The following is a 23,322-nucleotide window of genomic DNA, read 5'->3' as shown; positions in this document are numbered from 1 at the left end:
CAAGCGAATCGACCTTTGGCACGTACCAAAAGTTCGACAGAATCTATTGCACAGTGAGTTGGAACGGTCCCGCCGGCAAGTCGTCCGCGCTGAACAGGTTGACGAAGGGCGAGTCCGCCCAGGCGTAACGCACACGCGTCACATCGGGACGGTTGGCGTCCTTCAGTGTGACCGTGTCGCCGCTGGCCACTGCCAGGGCGTAGCGGCAGGTGTCACCGGTACAGGTCTCGAAACCGATGGCCGTGTCCGAGCTGTAGGTACGCAGGCCGCCATTGGTGTCCTTGAAGGTTATGACCAGATCATTGCCTGAACGGGTGACGGCCGTGGCTTCGGGACCACCGGGCGTTATCGACTGACCATAGGCGACAGCGCGCGCTGCGCGCGCCAGGCGTTCACCCACGATGGTTTTTTGCGTGGGGTGGATATCGCTGCGATCGCCAAAGTCGATCGTCACGGCCATGCCGGCATGCGGATCCTTCTTCACCGTCAATGCCTGGGCTTCACGCAGTTCCGCCCACTGAGATTTGCCGGGCTGAGTGGCGACGGAGCCATAAGCGGTCAGTTGAACGACTAAGAAGGGCAATTCGGGCTGGCCGAACGTTTGGCGCCAATCCTTCATCAACAGCGGTAGCAGGGTCTGATATTGTTTGGCTTCCCAGGCGTTTGACTCCCCCTGATACCAGGCCGCCAGCTTGAACTTGTACCCGGCCAGGGGCGCGATCATGCCGTTGTGCAGGGTCGTCAGGCTGTTGGGAATGTCCCACGGCGCCGGCGGGAGGCTTAGGCCCTTGGCCCTCATGCCTAGCTTGTACGTCCATGGCTGAGTCAGTGTAATGAACTGACCATCACTGGTCTTGACGCCGCGATGCTCGGTCTGGCCGGTCAGGCCGCCTCCCCCACCCCCACTGAGGACGCGGATGGCGATGACGTTGCGGCCGGCCTTGAAGACGCCCGCCGGCACCTTATAGTCCCGCCATACCCAACTTACGCTGTTGCCACCGACACGAACGCCATTGACCCAGGTGGTGTCGAAGGTGTCGATCGGCCCGAGTTGAAGGTCATTGGCCTTGGCGGCCTGGTCGGCGGTCAGTTCGACCGTTGTGCGGAACCAGGCGACGCCGTCGAAGTCCTTGAATTCGGCAATGCCGGCATCCTTCCACGAGCCCGTCGGCGTGAGGCTGGGCCAGGCGCTGTCGTCGTAACCCGGCGCGATAAAGGCGCGCTGGGCCTTGGCATCGGGGTCGTTAGCGTCCCACCAAGCCTCCTGGCGGGCAGCTTCCCCGGCCATGGCCTTGACCGGATCTGTTGCCAAGCCGGTGACGGTGTCGACGCCCTGCACATAGACCGGGACCGTGCGCAGACTGGCCGGGCTGATCCAGCTCTGGATGGCAGTGCCGCCCCAGCTGGAGTGGATGAAGCCAACCGGAATCTTCAGGTCTTTTTGCAACGACCGGGCCATGAAGTAGCAGACCGCGGAGGAATCGCCGATGGTGTCGGGTCCGGCGACTTTCCAGTCAGCGGTCATGTTCAGGTCGCCAGGCACGCCTGGCTGGCTGTCCTTTTGGATATTGACGAAGCGGATGTCCTTGTTCGACGACGACATGGTGTTGCCCCATGCATTGGTCGCATTGCGGGTGGCAAACTCCATGTTGGACTGGCCGCCGCACAGATAGACATCGCCAACTGCAATGTCGTTGCGCGTCACTGTAGCGCCGCCAGCTGTCGCTGTCAGGGCGTAGGGTCCGCCCGCGGTCATAGCTGGCAAGGTGGCGCGCCATTTGCCCGCGGCATCGGCCTTGGCCGCCACAGATTTGCCGTTGAGACTGACCGTAACGGATTGCGCAGGCGCGGCCGTTCCCCACACGGTGATCGGCTCATCGCGCTGTACGACGGCATGATCGGTAAAGATGCGGGCGAAGGCGGGTGCCGTTGCCTGGGCATGAACGGTGGTAACAGCGGACAGAAAAGCGGTGACCGCAAAACCTGTCAGATGGGCGAACGAACGCGACATAATGGTATCTCCCTTTTTTGAGCGGTTGCCCGCTTCTCCGCCGAATGCAAATGCGTTTGCTGATTAGGTAAGCAGGGTAACCCGCTTCAGTTGCCGTCGCGCGCACTAAGCCGGGTTCCAGATGTGGTGTAGATCACTTCGGCGCCTAATTCGTCCGAGGCACCACCCAAGCGGAAGGCATAACGCCCAGGCGCGATCACCCACTCATGGGCAGTCGCGTCATAGACGGCTAGGAAACGCGGATCGACCCTGACCGTCGCCCTGCCGCTCGCACCGGCGGCGAGGGACAACTTGTCAAAGGCAGCCAGGCGTTTCGGCGCCTCCCATCCCGCGTTATCCGGGCCGGAGACATAGACTTGGCCGACGGCCTTACCGTCTCGCTTACCAGTATTGGTTATAGTGAAGCTGACCGACAGGTCGCCTGGTCCGCCTTTGACCATCAGGTCCGAGTACAGGAAGGTCGTGTAGCTTAAGCCACGACCGAAGGCGTAGAGAGGCTTAAAGCCCTTGATGTCATACCACTTGTAGCCGACGGCCGCGCCTTCGCTATAGCGGGCGGTAAAGGGCGTGCCCTCGGGCAACCCTTCCCCATCCAGTTTGGCGCGCACCCGTTGCTCGTCAGACGTGGGAAAGGTAATCGGCAAATGGCCGGACGGATTGACCTCGCCCGTCAGAACCCGAGCTATCGCCTCCCCACCGCGCGCGCCGGGGTAAAAGGCAGCAAGAATGCTTTTCACGTCTTTTGCCCACGGCATCAGCACGGAGCCACCACTCTCGACGACGACAATGACGTTCGGATTGGCCTTGGCCACCGCAGCAACCAGGTCGTCCTGATTGCCCGTCAGTGACAGAGACACATCGAAGGCTTCGCCGGCCCACTGATGGACAAATACAATGGCCACGTCGGCGGCCGCGGCCGCCCTGGCCGCCGCGGCAATGTCATCGCCAGAATTGTATGTGAAGCGTGTCCGCGGTCGCAGCCCCTGCAGCGCGTTCATGGGTGAGGACGGTTGCCAAATCACCGGACCCGGCCAAGATTTGGGTTCCAATCCTGGTACGGCATTTCCCCCGACCGGCGTGACGCCTGACGACCCGCCACCCGCCAACACCGCTTTGTCAGCGTAGGACCCGATGACCGCCACCGACTTTGGCGTCTTCAACGGCAGCAGATCGCGATCGTTTTTCAGCAGGACAAGAGACTGTTCGGCGGCGGCCTGCGCAACCTGGTGATCCGCCGCGAAGTCGATCGATGCGGCCTTGCCGGGCGCAGCGTCAACGGGATTATCCATCACGCCCTTGTCGAACAATGCCCACAGGATGCGACGGACCATGTCGTCAAGTCTGGCCTGAGGAACCGAACCGTCCTCGATGGCTTCCTTGAGCATGACACCGAAGTAGGGCTTTTTGTCGAAAGGGAAGCCTGACTGCTGATCCAGACCAGAATTGGCAGAGTGAACGGTAGAATGGACGGCGCCCCAGTCGGACATGACATAACCCTTGAAGCCCCAATCGCTCTTCAGGGTCTGATTCAGAAGCTGGTCGTTCTCACAGGCATAGATGTCGTTGATCTTGTTGTAGGAGCACATGACCGAGCCCGGACTGGACTGCTCGATGGCCATCTCGAAGGCCAGATTATCGCTCATGCGCAGGGCCGGTTCGGAGATCTGCGCGCTTACGATTGTACGGCCGGTCTCCTGCGAATTGATCGAAAAATGCTTCATGGTCGAAACGATATTATTCGCCTGAATGCCCCTGATCAAGCCGGCCGCCATGGTTCCGGCCAGAAGCGGGTCTTCGCCGGTATATTCGAAGTTGCGGCCGTTCCGGGGTTCACGCAGCAGATTTACCCCACCCGCCAGCATCACATTGAAACCGGACAGGCGTGCTTCCGACCCGATCATCCTGCCGCCGTCTTCGGTAACTTTGGGGTCCCAGGAAGCCGCCGTCGCCAACGACGATGGTAGCGATGTTCGCTCAAGATTGGGATTGCGCACGCCCATGGAGGCGTCCGTCTGGAACTGGGCAGGTATGCCGAGCCTTTTTACACCTGGTACGTAGCCGGCCGAACCAGGTATAATGCTGGCCACGACGTCCCTGGAATTAACCCCGGGAATGACGGTCGGATCAATTTGAGTCAGTTGATCGCCCGAGGCATAGCCGAAGACCATCAGCAACTTTTCGTCCTCTGTCATCGCGTTCAGCAGGAACTCGGCACGCTGGTCGGAAGACAGGGAAGTATCCATCCAGGGGGTCCCGGTCGGCGCCGCGCCCAAGGCCGGAACCGTGGCAAGAAAGGTGATCGCCGCAACCGCAAGCCCGCTGCGCAAAGCGCTTTTGAGGCCGGATAGTGATTTGGTCATGGTCGTCGTTCCTTTTTGTCGTTGGCCTCACCAACCGACACTGCGTTAGTCCCCAACCCTGCCCTCAAGGCTTCAGGACTGTAATTCGGTATAGAGCCGATACGGCTCATCTTCGATGTGCATAAACGGCTTCAGCACGACGGTCCCGCTCCGCCATTCGTCCGCGCCGTGACGCTTCGCTGCCAGCAGGTTTTCGCGGCTGGGGTTTGCCTCTCCCGCGACCGGCATCAGGACCAGCGGCCCTGTCATCAGCGCCACCACATTCGGATGCGCTGCGTTCAGCGCCTCAAGTCGCAAGGCCATGTCGAACGAGACCTCGACCACATCGCCGTCACGCCATGTCCGGCGCAACGCAAGGAAGCTGCCCGGAGTCACGGCGCCCTTGTGCACACGTCCATTGATCGTGACGCGGCTTGCCTTGCCGGACCATGCCGGAATGCGCAGTTGCAAGCCAAAGGCCGTGGGCTTTTTGAGGCTCAGGGTCAGGCGGCTGGTATTCTCCAGCGGATAAGCGGTTGCCTGCGCAAGCGTCACGGCATGCCCGGAAAACTCCGCCGACACCGTCGAGGGAACGTAAAGGTTGACGTACAGATCGCGGCTGTCCAGCATATAGGCCGAGGTGCCGTAGTCGGCGGTCAACTGGATAAAGGTGCCCGAACAGCACGGCCATTTTTCATCGCGAAAAAATTTGTGCGCCGCCATGTTGTAGTCGGAATAGTAAAAGGTGCTGCCATCCGGCAGGGTCGGCGTCGCGCCCAGGATGGTATTGTAGAGCACCCTTTCCATGCTGTCGCCATAGCGGCTGTCCCTGGTCAGGCAGAGCAGATGACGCGCAACCTTGAAGTGGCCATAGGCGCCGCACGGCGTCTCAAACGACCGGTGCGTCTGCGTCAGCATCTTGTAGAGTGTTTCGGTGTCGTCCGCCGCCACCAGTTCTTCGTTCGGCCCCCAGCCGCCGGTCGCGTAGGATTGCGCCAATACGAAATCGAAGCCGTTTTTGGCGGCCGCCAGATATTTGGCGTCGCCCGTCACATAATAGGCCTCGATGGCGGAATTGAGCGCGTTGACATGGCTGTAGGCATGTTTGCCCTTGAAGGGACTTACCCCCTTGGCGAGTGGATCGAATAGTGCCTCGTCCTGCATGTAGCGCAGAGCCAATGCCCTGTAACGGTCCCCCATGCCGAGTTGCCAGGCCAGGAACAGGTTTTCCGGCAAGGTATAGGGTTCATCCCATATGTCGGCCTCGCTGGTATAGGGTCGCGCGCGGCGCTCTTCGCGGGTCAGGGCCTTTTCCGGCAGGAAGGGCAACACGGCGTCCGTCAACCTGTCGAACACGTCCGCGGCCTCGCTAAGGCCGGCATACCGGTAAGCGTCGATCAACCCGATCGCCAGCTTGTCGTAGGTATAGGCCGGCAAGTAATAACCCTTGAAGAAATCCGGTCCGACGGTGGGCGCATAGGCGCTTACCAGCCCCCTCACCTTTTCGGCGACAGCCGGATCGCCGGTGATGGCATAGCCGCGCGCCAGTCCGGAGACATATTGCCCGAAGCTGTGGCCGGGAATATAGCCGTGCCAGTTGGCTGTGCTCCAGTCGTTCGGATCGACGTGGAAATCACGCGAGTCGTCGTACCAGCCGCCCATATCCTCGCCCGGCGCCGGCATACCCGCGCGCAAACGGAAGGGTTTCAGCAGCTTGTCATCGTCAAGGTGCAGGAAGAGGTCGCGCTGATACTCGAACTGGTCCAGCAACGGCCCCGCGCTCAATTGCACCTGGGAATGCTCGAATAAACGCAGGGCCGGCTTGGTGGTCAGCGGGTTCAGTCCGGCGCCGTGCGCGGCCCCGCAGACACATAGCGCCGCGCCGCCACCCGCTAAAAAAGCTCGTCTCGAATAAGAAGCCATTTTCCGTCCCTGATTTCTTATTTAACTTTAATTTAATTTAAAAAAGCAGGTTTGTCAGACATTTTCAAGGGCTTTTTGCCCCGTGCCGCTCGTCGTTGCCCATGCAAAGGCGTAGGCTGAAGCAGCGAAGGGAAATTATCATCTGGCTCGGGTGTTTTTTTGATATTATTGTTTTAATTAACACTACTTTGGCGAGAAGCAGTGCTAGATAGGTTAAGGTAAAAGTTTATGCTGAAATACGGTTACTGCCGCGCCCAAAGCAGAGGCATCATTTGAAATAGTCGATGGCATGAATAATGTGATTGGTGTGTAAGTTTCAAATTGGACAATTTGTCGATTTAGACGCTCACATAGTCTTTCGACAATGAAGCGCGGCAGCTGCCCACCGATGAAATTGATTTCGGGACTAAGAATATAGTTGAGGCTCAAAAAAGGCTCGATCATATACGACACGGCTGCGTCGATCCACCGATCAATAGCGACCATCATCGCAGGGTTATTTGGCTCGAGGGCCCCAGTGCTTGAGACGGTAAATCCGCTTCGCGCCAGTTCGCCATATAAAGCATAGAGTGATACGACATCCCATAGAATTGTCCTCTTCCCGTTTCTGGAAATAGGGATGTTGCCGATTTCGCCGGCATGGTTTTTACCCCCGGTATAAGGCTTGCCATCAATAATCATCCCGCAGCCCAAGCCGGCGCTGACCAAGACATAGGTAAAGTTGCGGAACTCCGCCCCTTTACCAAATCTGTGCTCTCCAATGGCAGCGGAAGTCGCATCATTGGCGGAAAAGACAGGAAGACCTAGTGCCTCTCTACAAACCGCGGCTATGTCGGTTGACGCCCACTGCTGAAACTCGGGGGGCTTGTCATCAATATTGGCATTATGCATTCCGTCGGGAATCGCTATTCCGAGGCCTATCAACCGTTTCTTGGGCATTATCCGCCGCGTAAGCATTCCCGCAACCTCGGCCTGCAGAAATGCTAAAACATCGCTCGGCAATGGGAAGGCAATTTCGCGGTGCGCCCGAAACTTGATCTCACCCGTGAGGTCCATCGCCACCAGTGTGAGGTGATAGCGATCGATATTCAGCCCTAGCGAGTATGCGCCTTTTGGGTTTATTTGCAGCAAGGCCGCAGGCTGTCCGCGCTGACCAGATGTCTTGCCAACCTCCATAACGAGGTCGTCACTGCTCAGACGTCTCGCAATATTCAACGCCGACTGGTGTGTGAGGCCGCAGATTGCAGCAATTTCCGCGTAAGTGGTCTGCCCTTTTGCGCGTATCGTTTGAAGGACCAAACGCTGATTGTAGTCCCCCGCGCGTGAGGGATTTGAGCCAATCCCCTCTCCTATCGGACCTGGATGCGTGCGCGCGCCGAGCGCCATCTATGCATATCTCACTTTATAACTGGTCCAAGCGACCACACCAGTACCATGACTAGTCGTTTTCATGACATGGCAACCAGGCAATATCAAGCGAGCATCCTTTCCGAAAGAAATGTCTTTTACCAGAACCAGATAACGATCGCTCCCGTCAACGCCATCAAGGCCAGAGAAAGATAACGGTAATTCTTGTAAAAGGGTCTTGACTTCAGAGAGAGCGTTTCTGCACGCCAAGTCATTCGCGAAAACATGAGTGAAGCTATCCGCGTGATGTCAGGCGCAGGCGCCATCAGGCTGCCCATCAACACACTCGCCAAGGCCAGCAGGAAGATCAGAACGGCCGCCACCTGAAAATGTATAGGTATGATCCCCAAAATTTCGATCCCCAAAAAGCCCACGAAACTGGCGACTGTCCCAACGACCAAGCCGCACGCTGCCCCCATGGCGTTGGCACGTGGGAAAAAGAATCCGGCGACAAAAACAGCTGCAATAGGCGGGACGAAGTAGGACATAATTGCCTGCAGATATTGCCACAGCGTGTCCTTGAAGTTGCCTATTTGCGGTGCCCAAAGAATTGATATTCCCATCAGTATGACCGTTAAGCCGCGACCGATAAAAATCAGTTGTCGGTCAGACAAACCGGGTCGCATTCGGCGGATAAAATCCATGGTCAACAAGGTTGCGGTGGAATTATACACTGAAGCTAGGCACGAAAGGATCGATATCAGGCAGGCCGCCAGTAGAAGACCGATAAGGCCTGGAGGCAGCAAGCTAAAAACCATGGTTGGGAAAACCTGATCTGCATTAGCCAGATTCGGGTATATAAGCACCGCGACAGCGCCTGGCAATATGACGAGAAATAGGTTCGTAAGTTTCAAAGCGCCGGCGAACAAAGTACCCCATCGACCGTGGTCAAGGGTCCTTGCTGCCAAAGCACGCTGAACCATGGTCTGATTGGTACACCAGTAATAAAAGCCAATAAGAGGCACACCCGTAACCAAGCCGATCCATGGCATAGTTGTATCGCTGGCTGGCATGATAAGTTTTAGTCGGACAGGGTCAAGTGACCGCAACGCCTGTTGGATGCCACCGGCCGCATGAAAGGCGAATCCCGCCAGGCACGCGCAGACGGTGACCATGACAATACCCTGGATGGATTCCACGCGGATCACCGCCCTTAGGCCGCCAGCTATCAGGAATATTCCCGAAAGCCCCGCAAGTAACGTGCAAATGGCCCACAGTGGCCAATCCGGTACCATGATCCTGAAAACTACGGCGCCCCCAAACAGGACAGCGGCGGCCTCAAGAACGATGTCGAGAACAATGCTTAGCGCTGACACATACTTTCTGACAAACTGGCCGTATCGCAACTCAAGAAACTCAGGCACGGTAAATACGTTCGAGCGCAAATATGTTGGCAAAACGAATGCACAGAAAACTGGAAAGACCAGCGCCGCCATCCATTCATAAGCAAAGACAGATATGCCATGAGCATAGGCAGTGCCTGTAAGCCCTACCAGCGAAGTGACGCCAATTGTCGATGCATATAGAGAAAATCCGATTCGCGGCCAGGCGGCCGAATGGCCTGCGAGGAAATGGCCCTGGACCGACTCGTTGCGGGCCACGCGCCAAAGCCCGAAGACCATTAGGCCTCCGACGTAAGCAAAAATAACGAATATATCAATGACGCTTAGGATGTGGTGCGGCATAACCGACAAGAAGCAAAGCTGGGGGGACTATGGTAGCATGTTTTTCAGCGATTTTGATTTCATAATGTCTTTCTACCCAGTGAATGCGGCTTTCTGATAGGCAGCTTACAGCGGATTTCAATCCGACTGGTATTAAATAAATTTGATTAACGTAATGACCGCCAACCTTCAACTCACCGAATTACAAAAATTCTATTATGTAAGACAATGCTCAACATAGCCCGGGGTACGCCATGAGGTTAAACTACAGAGCGCACGCCTTCCAATCACCGTTAAGCCCGCAACAGGCAGACTGCCTGGCCGCCGTGGCCTGTAAGGAATCGAACTGACAAGCTACTCTCCATCAGGTCGCGATCGTCACCAAAACCCTCTTAAAAAGCAGCATGGTCGGCAAAAATTTGAATATGCAGGTCAGCCGGTCCAGCGCATCGCGCAGTTAAGCTTGATTGGGGTTGCGCACGTCTGTCCAAGCCAGCCTTTCCGCCGATGCACATAGTAGAATTTTAGCGACTTGCCAATTACGTGGAGATTTTGATCCAGGCTTGGAAAATACACTTGCACAAAATTTAATTATCTTGTCTTTATTTAATCATAGTGAGGCCTTCGAAAAAGCCGATACCAGGGAAGTTTAAAATGCCAAATAGTGTCCAACCAAATCGTCGTCATGTCCTTACCGCTGGTGCTGTTCTGCCTCTCACGGTAACCGCAATCGAAGCGAAGGCGACCGAAAAGAGACGCGCGGCTGAAGGCTTTAGTACGCTTCAGGTCGTGAAAGGCGGTGCCAACTTTACCGCCGGCGACCTGACAGTCGACATTTTGTTTGCGGCTTCAGGCACGGTCAGCGTCGTCAAATATGCCACGGGCAGTTCGCCCGACGCAGCGGGCTTTTTTCTGTCCCCGGACTCGCTGGCCGGTAATATCAAACTGTCGCAAACCGCCGCCGGCGCCAGCCTGGTAAGCGACGACCTTGAGGTTCGCATCAACAAGCGGACAATGCATATTGGATTTTATCGCGCCGGCATACCTTACCTCAGCGATACCTCTTCACGGCTCGACACGCAGACCTTCGACCTCCCCGCCGCCAGCGATCTCTATGGCCTGGGGCAGTTTCGCGATGCTATGCCCAATTACCGCGATAAGGCCATCTACCTGGCGCAGGCCAATATGGACGCGGTCAACCCGTTCCTGTTCAGCCCGAACGGCCTCGGCCTTCTGTGGGATACCCATACGGATACCCACCTGAAAAACGCCGGGACGCAGCTGACCTACTCCAACACGGCGCCCCTGATCCGATACCACGTCTGTCTTGGCAAGGATGCCGACGCCGTTATCGCCGGCTACCGCCGTCTTACAGGTAAGGCGCCACTCCTGGGCAAATGGGCTTACGGTTTCTGGCAATCGCAGGAGCGCTATAATTCCCAGGCGGAACTGACCGGTATCCTCGACGGCTATCGCGACAGAAAGCTGCCCATCGACGTCATCGTGCAGGACTGGCACTATTGGGGCGACGACGCTTATTTCAGCGGCATGGTGTGGGACAAGGTGAGTTTCGCCGATCCCAAGGGCATGTGCGATCACGTCCATGCACAACACGCCCACGTCATCGCATCGGTCTGGCCCGCCTTCGGCCCCGCCAGCGCGGTGTTCAAGGACCTCGACGCCGAGAGCCTGCTCTTCAAGGGACCGCATTGGAGCGGCGGCAAGGTCCTCGACATCACCTCGCCGCGGGCGCGCGACATCTACTGGAAGCATGTCAATGATGGCCTCTTATCGGTCGGGCTTGACGGTTTGTGGACTGACGGCAATGAGCCGGAATTCATGGCGACCGGTAGCCGGTACGTTACCGCCAAATCCTATGCCGAAAACGGCGACTGCGCGGCGGGTCCGATCAAGGACCACCTCATGACCTTCAGCTATTATCAAACACGGCTGTTCTACCAGAACCAGCGAGCCCAGACCGATGCCAAGCGGCCGCTGACGCTGACCCGCAAGGTCTATGCCGGCCAGCAGGCCTTCGGCACCGTCAGTTGGTCGGGCGATATCTTTGCCGGCTGGCAAACCCTGAACTACCAGATCGTTGCGGCCCAGCAAATCGCCCTGTCCGGCCTGCCCTACTGGACCAATGATATCGGCGGCTTCCTTGTCACCCACCGTTTTCCCGGTGGCCTGGAGAACAAAGCCTATCGTGAACTTTACGTCCGCTGGTTCCAGTTCGGCGCCTTCATGCCGGTCTTCCGGGCGCACGGCACCCAAATTCGTCGTGAGCTCTGGGCGATGGGCTCCGACGGTGATCCGCACTATGAAGCCCTAAAAAAGGCGCTCAATCTACGCTACACGCTGATGCCTTATATCTATAGCCAGGCCGCGGCAGTGACGTACAAGAACGAGAGTTTCCTGCGGCCGCTGGTCATGGATTATGCCGCTGATGGCAATATCGCAGGCCATCCGAACCAATATATGTTTGGCCGCAACCTTTTGGTGGCCGTGGTCAATACCCCCCTGGAAGCAGAACAAGAGAACTATTTCGAGTTCATACCGAACTATGCCGCCGTGGGTATCGATGGACCGGCCCCTGAAATCACCTTCTATGAAGGCGCCAATTTCGAGAAACAGGTCGACACGCGTCACGGCGACGATCTGAAGATGAGCTGGTTCGGCGATATCCCGTTCAACCTGAGAGGGAAACCTTACAGCGCGCGTTGGAAAGGCAAGATCATTGCCCAGGAATCAGGATCGCACAGGATCCAGATCACCACCCAGGGCCTGATAAAATTCTCGCTGGACGGTGTGACGAAAATCGCCAGTAAAGGGACGGATACAGGCACCGCGACCCAGGCCAATGGCGGCGTATCGTTCGGCGGCCACGATGGCGACAATGTCTATGGCTTCGACATGGTGCTGAAGGCCGGCCAAGCCTACACCTTCGAACTGACGCAGAGCCAGCCCACGCCCGACATCGTCAGTCTGTGGGTCGAATGGATAAGACCTTCGCGCAAGGCAGATTTGCATGTCAGTCCGGACAAGACTCTTGATGTTTACCTGCCAGCCGGTTCGGATTGGTACGGTCTCATGGATGGCCAACGCTATAAGGGCGGACAGACGCTGAAAGTCCGGCCTGCACTCAGCGACATCCCTGTCTACGTCAAGGCCGGGTCGATCCTCCCGCAAACACCCGGCATCCAGTATGCCACGCAAAAACCCGAGCAGATTGAGTTGCACATCTATGCCGGAGCCGATGGCGCCTTCACGCTTTATGACGACGAAGGTGACGGTCACGACTATGAAAAGGGAAAGTGCCGTCATTGGCCACTGACCTGGAGCGATGCTGCGCGCAAGCTGACCTTCGCGCCGGCCGATGGTACCTATCCGGGTGCCGACGCGACGACGACCTTCGCCGTGACCGTGCATGACGGCAACAGCCAACTGCTCACCAAGACTGTCACTGTGTCTGCCTCAGAGTCCGTTACCCTGGAACTTTCATGATGCATCGGCGTACCTTTATTACCGCTCTTTCGATAGGCGTTTTCGCCGGGTCGCCTGCCTTGGCAAAGCGCCGATCCAGCAGGCCTGTCGCCTTTGTGCATGGCGGAAAGACGCGCTTGCGGGGCATAACAGCCTATGCTTCGGAAGCGGCGATCAAGCCGATACTTGTTCAGATCAACGGCAAGAACGGCAGCCATGTCCTGTCGCTTAGATCGGCCAGCACCGCTACCTTGCCTTCAGGGGCGGTCGTTAGTCTCAGCTTCGGCGACCTGCCCGGTTTCAAACAAGGCGTCGCCTTCTGGCGTTACGCCCCGTGGAAATCGTGGACCAAGCCGATGGCCATGACGCATGCCGCCGACCTGCAAGCGGATGACGTCCAGTTCACCTACTGGCAATATGACGACGGCACCTATGGCGTTGCCTTGCCACTCGGTGGTGGCGGCTTCCGCGCCACGCTCGGCACGGACGGCCACAGGCTCATGACGATCGGCCGGGCACTTGGCCCTGCCCGCCCGACACGCCCGATGCCGCAAGTCGCCATAGCCTTTGGCGCCGATCTCTACGCCACAATCACCGCGGTTTTTGAAGATGCCATGGACGCGCTCGGCACGCCGGAGAACCTGCGCAAGCATAAATCCCTTCCCGACGCCCTGACCAATCTCGGCTGGAACACCTGGAACGCTTCGAATCTCGGCAAAAACTTGTCTGCAGATTGGGTGCTGGACCAGGTCGAAACGATCAAGGCTGCTGGCGCGCCGATCCGCACTATCGTGCTCGATGATGGCCACTTCCAGGCGGTCGACAATCAGTTGCAATCCCAACAGCCCGATACAGCCAGGTTCCCCGGCGGCTTCAAGCCCCTGGTCGACAAGCTGATAAACGATCATGGGTTCAAGCATGTCGGCCTTTGGCACGCCTTCAACGCCTATTGGAACGGCATTGATCCGAAATCCGAGCTCGGCAGGCAACACACAGGCGATCTGTTTTCCTGGACCCAGACGACGTCGCCCACCGACACGTCGGGAAAGCTGGTGACCTACAGCTTCCTCAAACCCGATCCCGCGATTCTGGATCCCTATTTCGATACCTATTACGCCGATCTGAAAGCCGCCGGCATCAGCCTTCTGAAGGTCGACAACCAACTGGTCGCGGAACGGATGGCCAAGGACAGCTACCCGGTATGGGACCTGGCCACCGCCATTCACAATGCCATCAATAAGGGGGCAGCCAAGCATTTCGATAACGCCCTGATCAATTGCATGGACATGACCAATGACGCCTTCCTGAACTTCGGAACAACGGCCGTTGCCCGTTCAGTAGAGGACTACTTCCCCTATAAACCAGGTGAGACCTACGACCTGCAGGAAGGCAACGCCGCCGCCCACTGTCTTCAGGCCATGCATAACGCACTGTGGTTCGGCGAGATGGTCTTCCCCGATTTCGACATGTTCGAATCGACCAACCCAAATGCCGCGCTGCATGCCTCGGTGCGCGCCGCCAACTGTGCGCCGATCTATATCACCGACAAGGCCGGAGAGCATAACGTACCCTTGCTCAAATCGCTGGTCGATGCCGAAGGCCTGACACTACGTGCTGATACCCCGCTGCGCCCGACAAAAGACTGTCTCTTCCAACTCCAGTCACCGGCTCTCTTCAAGGCGTCTTCGTTGACCAGGGATGGCGCGCTGCTGCTCCTGGCCAACCTGGCCGATACCGATATGGTTTCGGGAGAATGGCGCCTGTCGGATATTACTGGCCTGCTGCAAGGCGATTATGTCGGCTATAGCCATTTCGGAGAGACGGTCTACGCCGTCGGCTGGGATCACGCCCTTCCCATTCGCTGCAGCCGTATGGAGCACGAACTGGTCCGTGTCGCGCCACTTCATCATGGCAAGGCCGTATTCGGGCTGAAAGAAAAGCTCAACGGACTGGCATCGGTCGACGACCTGACATGGGACGGCGACAGGCTCAGCCTGATCGCACGCGATGAAGGCGCTCTGCTGATCTATGCCGTCAGCGCTCCTGCATCTGTGCAAATCGACAACCAGACCGCACCGTTCACTTACCGGGACAATTTGCTGACCATCCCCCTGACAAACGGCCCTCGCACGTATCGCGTTACCGTAGCTTAAGGCAATCTATGTGTCGCGTTCCGCACAGAGACTCTACAGGCCATTTCTGCGCAAAAGCCATCTTGAACTTGGAATTCTCGCTCGGCATATCGTCTTCGGTTTGCGTCGCATTGAGTCTCATGCAGTCGCGAAGGCTGAAGGTTCGGCCTCGTCGGCGTGGGTTAGACAATCCAGTTCCGGGTATTTAAATGTTATTTAGAACTGGAACACGAACAGCACATTTTATTTGGGGGCCATATTGGCGGCCGCTCAAAATAGGAACATTTAAAATATCTATAAATTCAATAGCATGTAACTCTAGTTCGAGTCACCGCGATCCCCTTTTCTTGCTGCCCCCTTTTCTTGCTTTATCTATCGCCCAAAAGTGCATTTTTTCAACAGCCTGCTAAGGCGTAACGGTGACGGTCTCACTTGGCCTCATAGTAGCCACCGAAGTACTTCACCGGCGACCAAGCAGGAAGGGCCTCGGGCAGTTTCGGCGCCAGACCGATGAAATCCTGCGCGCCGAAGACAACCCTGCCATCGACGACGGTCAAGACAGAAGAGATCGTTTTGATCTCGTCATCCGGTATGGCGAAGTAGTCTTTGTTCAAAAGGGCGAAATCGGCCAAATTTCCGGAGACGATCCGACCCATTTCGCCTTCTTGACCCACGAACCAAGCGGGGCCCTTCGTAAACAAGGCGAGCGCCTCTTCGCGTGTCAAACGGTTCTCATCGGACAGTACTTCAGATCCGGACACGGATTTTCCGGTGGTCATCCAGCTGATGCCAACCCATGGATTGAAAGTCGAAGCCCTGAACGCATCCGTGGTCATGGCCAAGGGGATACCACTATCCACGAGCATTCTCAGGCGCGGTGTTTCCTGTGCTTTTTTCATGCTGTAGGTCGAAGCAAACGCGTCCCCATGCAGCGCCATCTTTTGGTCGAGGGCGATACCCCCACCCAGCTTTTTGACTCTGGCGATATTGGCGGGCGAAATCGTCTCGGCATGGTCGATGCCCCAGCGCAATCCGTCGAGGGGCGTTTTTTTGTTGATTTCTTCCAAGGCATCGAGAAATGGCGAAATGTTCTCATCATAGCTTATGTGCATGCGAAAGGGGATCCGGCGCGACACGAGCTTGGTGACGTCTTCCACGATACGTTCGCGCATGAGGCCCGGGTCGATAACGACGGCAGGCCTGTCGAAGTTCTCATGGTCGTGTAGCTCCATTCGGAGCAGTTCCCCGGCCCCTTCATACTCATGACCGTGCGCCATGCCGGGGAAGGTGTTCTGCCCAGGACTGATAGGGGCAGTCCTCGTAATGGTATTGATTTCAGCATCCACCAGTGAGAGGCCCTCAGGCGGCGGCAGCTGAATATCGATAAACTGAAACCGTATGTTAAGCCGGCCGTCCTCAGCCAGGGCAGTCAAAGGTGCATGCCCCCCAGGATAGGACGTCCCGCCCGCATCGACCACGGACGTGATGCCAAACCGGTTACGGTCATTGATGGCGTATATGTAGGAGCTTAGCCGCTCCTCGGCCGAAGGCTGGGGAACCATGAACTCGAGCGCGATGAACGTAAAGGTTTGCCCGGTGAAGACGCCGGTGTACTTGCCTTGACTATCTTTCTCAAACTCCGTGCCCGGCAGTGCAGGGAACTTGTCGGTTCCCACCCCGAAAGCCTTCATGGCAAGCTTATTCAAGAAGGCGCGGTTATATGCATACTGGACAATCAAGGGGTGGTTGGGAACGGCTTTTCTGAGCTCGTCTTGCGTGGGAAGGCGTTTCTCCTCGAACTGATAAGGCGACCAACCCCCGATCACCTTGACCCACTGGCCATCTGGTGTTCGTTTGGCTTGTTCGCTCAGCATTTCCAGCGCCCGCCGTAACGTAGGCACCCCGTCCCACCTTACGGTGTAGTTGTAGCTGTACTCATTGAGCAAATGGGTGTGTACGTCATGCAAACCGGGTACGAGACGCCTGAGACCGGCATCGATCACCCGGGTGTCGGGCCCCTTGAGGCTCAGGATCTCGGAATCAGTTCCGACCGAGTAGATTTTGCCGGCTTTGACGGCAAGCGCCGATGCTGAAGGCTGGGAAAGGGTGCCGGTGCTGATCTTTGCGTTGAATACAATCAGGTCAGCACCGACGGGTGTCTCTGCAGGTTGAGCGTTCGCAACGCCAACCCACATCGTTGCGGCCAGTAGGGCGATTAGCCATTTCATCGTGATGGTCTCCAGTGGGCGGCTAGGGTTCGAGCAGGAAAGGCCTCGAATTGGGCTGGTTTAACGACGCGTTTCACCCTTCCGCCGCCTTGGCCGCCATTGTCGCTTTTGCCCACCAGACCAGTTCGTCGAGAGCCGTCGTCGTGTTGGGCAGAAGATGGGCTTCGATCTCTTCGATCGGCCTGTTACCGCCCATCCGATAGATGGTCATGAAATCGCCACCGCCGATGTGAACGGTCGCGTGCGTCGAGACCATTTGCAGTTCGACTCCGATGCCACGGAGATGTTCGATAGCGCGGGCGGCGCCGACACCGCCATAGCCGATCGCGGTGAAAGGCTTACGGTTCCATTCCTTGTAAGCTTGGTCGAGGGCGTTCTTCAGCGCGCCGGTAATTGAGTGATTGTACTCAGCGACGACGAAGATATAGCCGTCGTATTTGGCGATGGTCTCCTGCCAGCGGACAGCTGCCGGGTTCTGACTCGGCATCCACATGTTCGAAGCCATTTCGTCGAAGAAAGGCAAGTCGTAGTCGCGCAGGTCAACAAGCTCAACGTCCATATCGGACCGAGCTTTGGCTTGTTTTAAAATCCATTGGGCCGGGACGTCGGCGAACCGGGTTGGACGAGTGGAGCCGATGATAACGGCGATTTTGGGCTTGGGCGTCATAATAACCTCGCGTGACTTGGTTTCCGACCGAAACCAACCGGCGAAGCGGCTTCCCGATTTTTGGGACTTCGATTTCATGACGGCCTCATGTATGGTGGTTTCTGGACGAAACTACAGTACGAAAGGTTCCCATGATCGATCAAGAAGGCACTTTTTCGAAACCAGATAACCCTGAAGATACCTCGTCGTGCGAACACATCAGCCGTTTGCTCGCACGCATCATTGACAAGTGGTCAATGCTGATCGTGCGCCGCTTGGGTTACAGCCCTTGCCGCTTCAACGCCTTGCGCCGCGACATTGGTGAAATCAGCCAAAAAGTTCTTGCTTCCACACTTCGTGACCTTGAGCAACACGGCTTCATTTCAAGGACTGTCACGCCGGTTACGCCGCCGCAGGTGGAATACGCGCTGACGGACCTGGGACGTGAATTCCTGGTCCCGGTCAGTGCACTTGCTGAATGGGTGGTTGCAAATCGTACGCACATGGAGTCTGCGCGCGTTGCCTACGAAGCGCGTCGTTCGCTGCAATAAGCCTATCTCCCATGCCGGGCTGTCGAAGCTACCAGCCTGGCCTCCAGCATCGTCGCAGCACATGCGAAAGGTCTTCTTCGGCTTCAATGATGCCACGGGCACCGCTCTGTCAAATGTCGTCAGTTCGTTGCAACTTGGCGATCAACCATCGACCGGCCGGTCCGGGCGCAAGGTCCCGACGGAATATGGCATGCATGGCTATCGTTGGCATATCGGGGAAGCCGACGTCGATCCTGACGAGTGTTCCGGCCATTAAATCATCCGCCACCATTTCCATTGGCATATTTCCCCATCCGAGCCCGGCCTTAAGGAAAGCGTGTTTCGCGCCTAAGTCCGCAAGGCGCCAGACCGATGTCCCGATGACGCCGAAATCCAGTCCTTCTGTTAAATCGGAACGATCGGTCAGCACCAGTTGTACCTGACCGGTCAGCTGGTTTTGCGAAATCGGGCCTTTTAATCGAGCCAAAACGGAATCTGGTCCTACAACGGTTACCAGCGGCACTGAGACAAGCGGGACACTCTCCAGTCCCTTGGGAATACTTGGCAGGGACCCCATGACCCCTAATTGACACCGGCCCTTCAAAACCAGCTCAGGTACCGCGCCCATCGCTTCGACATGCAGGCGCAAAGCCGTATGTGGAAACTTCACGGCAAAGGCCTTAAGCGCCTCGGTCAACATCGCCTGCGGAAACATGACGTCCACCACCACGGACAGCTCTGGCTCCAGCCCTTCCCCCAACATTCTGGCCTGGCCTTTGAGATCATCTACTCTACGAAGAATAGATCTGGCTACACCGAGCAGGTTCTCACCCTGCGCTGTCAGCTTGGGGGTCCTGCCATTCCGTTCGAACAGGGAAACGCCAAGCAGTTTTTCAAGGCCCGCTATGTGTTGGCTCACAACCGACTGAGCGCGTCCGAACTTTCGCCCGGCCGCCGAGAAGCTCCCCAGTTCTGTCGCGGTGACGAAAAGGCGCAACTGGTCCAAAGACAATCCATCGAGCATGGCCACCACCTATATATAAAACCGATGAATTATATATGTTTTTCTCTCCTTATCAAATAGGTGACGAAAGCTATATTGATGTCAATGGAGGTTGCCATGAACGCACACACAAAAATCTTGAGCCGTACCATCACTCACAAGACAAAGGGCCGCGCCCACGGACCCATAATACGTCTGATGAGCCCCGGCGATTTGGGCGAACGCTTGAAGCCCTTTGTTTTCCTCGACCTGGTCTACGCCGACGCCAGTTTTGCCGGAAGCATGCCCCTGCATCCTCACTCCGGCATCGCTACGGTCACGGTGTTTACAGACGGCGAAATGCACTTTGATGATGTGGATTCCGGTCAGGGCTATATCGGCTACGGCGGTGTCGAATGGATGCGCGCCGGCGGTGGCGTCTGGCATGGCAAAGAGATGTCGGCTGGACGTTCAAAAACGATCACAGGTTTCCAACTTTGGCTCGCCCTGCCCCCTGAGCTCGAAAATGGCGAAGTGGACAGTCAGTACATTGAATCGAAAGATATGCCTGTATCCGGTCCTGCCCACCTCATCCTGGGATCATACGAAGGTGTTCAGAGCCCTGTGCGGTCACCAGAGGGCATCAACTATTTACTCGTCACCCTGCAAGCCGGCGAAAAGTGGACTTACCTGCCACCGGAAGGTCACGACACGGCTTGGCTGAGCGTGAGCCGTGGTGCGCTTCAAGGGATTGAAACCGGCGTCATGGCCATATTCGCATCCGGCCCCGGTCCGATTGAGTTACAGGCCACTGATGAAGGAGAGGTCAATTTCGTGATCGCCTCGGCGGTGCCACATCCCTACGACCTCGTGACTGGCTACTATTCGGTGCATACAACGCCAGAGGCGTTGCAGAAGGGTGAAGCGAAGATAGAAGAGTTGCGCGCCTTGTTGACGGTCGATCCGAACAGCCAAGCCACCGTGCCTGTGTTCAAGGGTTAGGGGTTATCACCGTGTCCAATACTCAACGTTTCCTGCCCGCCTTCGGCCGGCTTCTCATTGCCATCTTGTTCCTCCTGTCCGGCATCGGCAAGATCGCAGCACCAGCCGCAACGATCGGATATATCGGTTCCGCACATCTTCCGTTTCCCGAGATGGCGTATGGTATTTCCCTGGTAGTCGAACTGGCGGGTGGTCTGCTCCTGCTTGTCGGTTACCGCGTTCGGCTTGTGGCGGCAGTGCTCGCGGTCTTTACGCTTGGAGCAGGCCTTGGTTTCCATAGTAATTTCGCTGACCAGAACCAGATGATCCATTTCATGAAGAATATCGCCATCATCGGCGGCCTTCTTCAGGTCGTTGCCTTTGGCGCCGGCGGTTTCAGTTTCGACGCTCGTGGCGGCCGCGCAGCCTGACGGCAATCATCTGAACAATAGCACGGTTTCGACTTTCGTCGGCGAAACCGTGCGCAACCGGAGCAGAGACATGGACAATGTCGTTTCGCTGCTAACGCACTATGGCTTGGTGGCTGTCTTCGTTGCGGTCTTTCTCGATGAACTTGGCCTGCCATCGGCTTCGCCGGTCGTGGTCATGACAGCGGCCGCCTATTCCAGCGGAGAGCCATTGACCCTGGTTGGCGTGTTAATGGCGGCACTGGCGGGCGGAATGCTTGCCGACTTCGTCTGGTTCCTTGCGGCGCGGAAGCATGGCGGCCGCCTCTTGGCCTTCGCCTGCCGATTTTCGTCGTCACCCGACAGCTGCGTGCAAAAAACCAACGGCCTTTATGGCAAGTACGGCAACTTGTCGCTCGTCGCGTCAAAATTTATCCCCGGAACAGGCATCATCGCGATTGCGCTTGCCGGGGCGGCCGACCTGAACATGGCAATCTTTGCGGGCTTTACGGGGAGCGGACTTCTCGCCTTGCATGCGAGCTTCCTCATCTTGGGCGTTGTTTTCCATTCCGCAGTCCATCAGATCCTTACGATGCTTTCCGACCTGGGACCGTACAGTCTTGCGCTCCTGATGGCCGCTGTATTGGGCTATATCGCCTTCCGCTGGCTTCGCTATAGGGCGTTTGTCAAGTCGTTGAAAATGGCACGCATTTCGGTCCAGGAACTTGTTGGGCTAGAGCGCAATCCGATAAAGTGGACACCACTTTTCGGTTAAATTGCGCGACAAAACAAAAAGTTAGAGCGAAATGACGATTCCATCTAAAGTCATTTCGCTCTAGAGCGTGCCTCTTTTACATGGAAACATATCCTGAGTTTCTGATGTAGTTAAGGCATTCGTCTGGCTGGAAGAGATCGATGACGTGTCCGACCTTTCTCCAAGTGGCTTCAACCGTGCGCTCTTCGGCTTTTCGCATGGAGTGTTTTACCTTTGCGAAGACCTGCTCGATTGGATTTAGGTCTGGGCTGTAGGCGGGCAGAAACAGCATGTGAGCACGCCTGTCGCGGATTGCCTTACGAGCCGCTTTTGCTTTGTGACTGCCCAGATTATCGAGAACGACGATGTCACTTGATCCAAGCGTTGGTGCCAGGATTTTCTGGACGTAGAGTGTGAACAACTCGGCATTGATTGGGCCATCGAAAACGAAGGGAGCGTCAATCCGATCGTGCCTCAAGGCGGCGATGAAGGTCATGGTCTTCCAGTGGCCGTAGGGTGCTTTGGCGTGTAGGCGTTGACCTTTAGGTCCCCAGCCCCGTAGCGGAGCCATGTTAGTTTTAATCCAGGTCTCATCAATAAAAACCAGGCACTTTGGATCAACCTGACCTTGATGATCCTTCCAGCGTTGTCGCTTTCGAGCGATGTCGGGACGATCCTGCTCAGTCGGATAAATGGTTTTTTTTGAAGCTGAGCCCTTCGCCGCGCACAAAAACCCAGACGGCCCGCCGCCCCGTCTTGATACCGCGCTCCGTCAGTTCTGCTGTCAGTTGACGCGTTGTGAAGGCCTTCGAGGCCATGCGCTCGCGCAGCCAATCCGCAGTCGCTCCGGATAAGGTTCGGGATTTATGCCCGCCGATCTTGCCAGGGGAAACACCACCCGTTTCCCGCCTCAACGTCTTCCATTTCGAAACGCATGAAGGACTAATCCGTAACGCCGCGGCTATAGCACGGACTGTCTCCCCGCCATCTGCTCGTGCAAGCGCACGCTCTCGCAAATCTTCAGAATAAGGTCGTGTCATCACAACTGGCCTCGATACCCAGCACTTAGCTTGAATCACGACACGACTGATTTGGGAATCCCGATTCCGTCAAAAAAGAGCACGCTCTAATGCGCAACAGTGAGCGGCCGATCCTGGTCGATGTGCGTCCAATGACATTGAGGGTGCAGGGCATCATTCCGGGTGCACTCTATGCCAGTCCGGCCGAGGCCGAGACGGCACTGGCGCACCTGTCTCGGGACATCGAAATTATCGTCTATTGTTCCTGCCCCAATGAGGTGTCGGCCGCGGCTGCGGCAAGACATCTGAAGACATTCGGCTTCACGCGAATCCGCCCCTCGACCGGAGGATACGAGGCGTGGGTCGAAGGCGGCCATCCCGTCGATGTCCATGCTGGATGAAGACCAAGCCTGCAACTATCCTTCGGGATTTGCCGAAATCTTGATCTCGTCGATTTGCCCCAGGGCGGAGTCGGCGACACCACGGCGAAGCGTCAGTACTGCTCCGCCCCTGGCAGCCACATAGCCATTTGTGTGTGACGCCGGAGTGGCTGAATAATTCAATACGTAGTGGACCGGCCGGCCATTGTTCAACATACCTGTCCGGCATAGGTCTCAAACCAGGCCTGCCGGCGTTGCAACACATCCGGACGGCCCTGTTCTACAGCGTGCCCAGTCTTTTTTTGCGCTCAGGCCCAAAACGCCCTGGCGCCGCGCGGGATGCGCTCCCCTTTGATCGCTTGTCGCTCTGCCTCGGTTCGAGATGTCTCAGCCGGGAGGCACCCGCGTGCCAACACACTGGCCCCTACCGTGATAG

The 23,322-nt window shown here is 56.9% G+C and carries 16 protein-coding genes; 7 read left to right on the top strand and 9 right to left on the bottom strand.

Translation table 11 applies throughout. From position 1 onward, the window contains the following. Positions 1-43: 43 nt before the first annotated feature. The 5 genes from AC1DXO_RS02790 to AC1DXO_RS02770 form a co-directional block, all read right to left on the bottom strand. Positions 44-2,011, bottom strand: coding sequence for a sialate O-acetylesterase (locus AC1DXO_RS02790; protein ID WP_476976560.1), 1,968 nt, complete (start codon positions 2,009-2,011; stop codon positions 44-46). An 86-nt stretch (positions 2,012-2,097) separates the two neighbouring features. Continuing rightward, positions 2,098-4,371 (bottom strand): glycoside hydrolase family 3 C-terminal domain-containing protein, encoded by a 2,274-nt coding sequence (locus AC1DXO_RS02785; protein ID WP_476976559.1) that lies wholly within the window; start codon positions 4,369-4,371, stop codon positions 2,098-2,100. A 72-nt stretch (positions 4,372-4,443) separates the two neighbouring features. Beyond that, positions 4,444-6,273: a beta-L-arabinofuranosidase domain-containing protein gene (locus AC1DXO_RS02780; RefSeq protein WP_476976558.1), complete on the bottom strand. Its 1,830-nt coding sequence runs from the start codon at positions 6,271-6,273 to the stop codon at positions 4,444-4,446. Between the two features lie 213 nt (positions 6,274-6,486). Further along, positions 6,487-7,659 (bottom strand): ROK family protein, encoded by a 1,173-nt coding sequence (locus AC1DXO_RS02775; RefSeq protein ID WP_476976557.1) that lies wholly within the window; start codon positions 7,657-7,659, stop codon positions 6,487-6,489. A gap of 119 nt (positions 7,660-7,778) precedes the next feature. Further along, positions 7,779-9,302 (bottom strand): sodium:solute symporter family transporter, encoded by a 1,524-nt coding sequence (locus tag AC1DXO_RS02770; protein WP_476976556.1) that lies wholly within the window; start codon positions 9,300-9,302, stop codon positions 7,779-7,781. A gap of 831 nt (positions 9,303-10,133) precedes the next feature. Here AC1DXO_RS02770 and AC1DXO_RS02765 point away from each other — a divergent pair. Both AC1DXO_RS02765 and AC1DXO_RS02760 read left to right on the top strand, forming a co-directional pair. Then, positions 10,134-12,848 carry a TIM-barrel domain-containing protein gene (locus AC1DXO_RS02765; RefSeq protein ID WP_476976555.1) on the top strand — a complete coding sequence of 905 codons (2,715 nt, stop codon included), beginning with the start codon at positions 10,134-10,136 and terminating at the stop codon, positions 12,846-12,848. 116 nt (positions 12,849-12,964) lie between these two features. Further along, positions 12,965-14,980 (top strand): Sip1-related alpha-galactosidase, encoded by a 2,016-nt coding sequence (locus AC1DXO_RS02760; RefSeq protein ID WP_476976554.1) that lies wholly within the window; start codon positions 12,965-12,967, stop codon positions 14,978-14,980. Between the two features lie 407 nt (positions 14,981-15,387). Here the strand turns inward: AC1DXO_RS02760 and AC1DXO_RS02755 are convergent, their stop codons facing one another. After that, positions 15,388-17,187 (bottom strand): amidohydrolase, encoded by a 1,800-nt coding sequence (locus AC1DXO_RS02755; protein WP_476976553.1) that lies wholly within the window; start codon positions 17,185-17,187, stop codon positions 15,388-15,390. 73 nt (positions 17,188-17,260) lie between these two features. Beyond that, positions 17,261-17,932: an NADPH-dependent FMN reductase gene (locus tag AC1DXO_RS02750; protein WP_476976552.1), complete on the bottom strand. Its 672-nt coding sequence runs from the start codon at positions 17,930-17,932 to the stop codon at positions 17,261-17,263. 53 nt (positions 17,933-17,985) lie between these two features. Here AC1DXO_RS02750 and AC1DXO_RS02745 point away from each other — a divergent pair, with 53 nt between their 5' ends. Then, entirely contained in the window at positions 17,986-18,384 is a 399-nt protein-coding gene (locus AC1DXO_RS02745) for a winged helix-turn-helix transcriptional regulator (protein WP_476976551.1), read from the top strand. 109 nt (positions 18,385-18,493) lie between these two features. Here the strand turns inward: AC1DXO_RS02745 and AC1DXO_RS02740 are convergent, their stop codons facing one another. Then, positions 18,494-19,387 (bottom strand): LysR family transcriptional regulator, encoded by an 894-nt coding sequence (locus AC1DXO_RS02740; protein ID WP_476976550.1) that lies wholly within the window; start codon positions 19,385-19,387, stop codon positions 18,494-18,496. A 96-nt stretch (positions 19,388-19,483) separates the two neighbouring features. Between AC1DXO_RS02740 and AC1DXO_RS02735 the strand changes: the two genes are divergently transcribed. From AC1DXO_RS02735 to AC1DXO_RS02725, 3 genes are all read left to right on the top strand, one after another. Beyond that, entirely contained in the window at positions 19,484-20,347 is an 864-nt protein-coding gene (locus AC1DXO_RS02735) for a pirin family protein (RefSeq protein WP_476976549.1), read from the top strand. Between the two features lie 11 nt (positions 20,348-20,358). After that, positions 20,359-20,757: a DoxX family protein gene (locus AC1DXO_RS02730; protein WP_476976548.1), complete on the top strand. Its 399-nt coding sequence runs from the start codon at positions 20,359-20,361 to the stop codon at positions 20,755-20,757. Positions 20,758-20,827: 70 nt separating this feature from the next. Then, positions 20,828-21,508, top strand: a complete 681-nt coding sequence (locus AC1DXO_RS02725; RefSeq protein WP_476976547.1) for a DedA family protein — start codon at positions 20,828-20,830, stop codon at positions 21,506-21,508. A 76-nt stretch (positions 21,509-21,584) separates the two neighbouring features. On the opposite strand, the gene AC1DXO_RS02720 is transcribed toward AC1DXO_RS02725, so the two are convergent. Further along, positions 21,585-22,527 (bottom strand): IS630 family transposase gene (locus AC1DXO_RS02720; RefSeq protein WP_476976546.1). Its coding sequence is split into 2 segments (ribosomal slippage): positions 21,585-22,190 and positions 22,192-22,527, totalling 942 coding nucleotides; the frame shifts between segments, so codons are not numbered across the junction. 89 nt (positions 22,528-22,616) lie between these two features. Between AC1DXO_RS02720 and AC1DXO_RS02715 the strand changes: the two genes are divergently transcribed. Next, positions 22,617-22,907 carry a rhodanese-like domain-containing protein gene (locus AC1DXO_RS02715; RefSeq protein ID WP_476976545.1) on the top strand — a complete coding sequence of 97 codons (291 nt, stop codon included), beginning with the start codon at positions 22,617-22,619 and terminating at the stop codon, positions 22,905-22,907. Positions 22,908-23,322 lie beyond the last annotated feature (415 nt).

Source organism: Asticcacaulis sp. P2_C5, assembly GCF_056404555.1.
The sequence above is the reverse complement of the archived record's forward strand: the minus strand, read 5'-3'. Positions and strand labels throughout refer to the sequence as shown.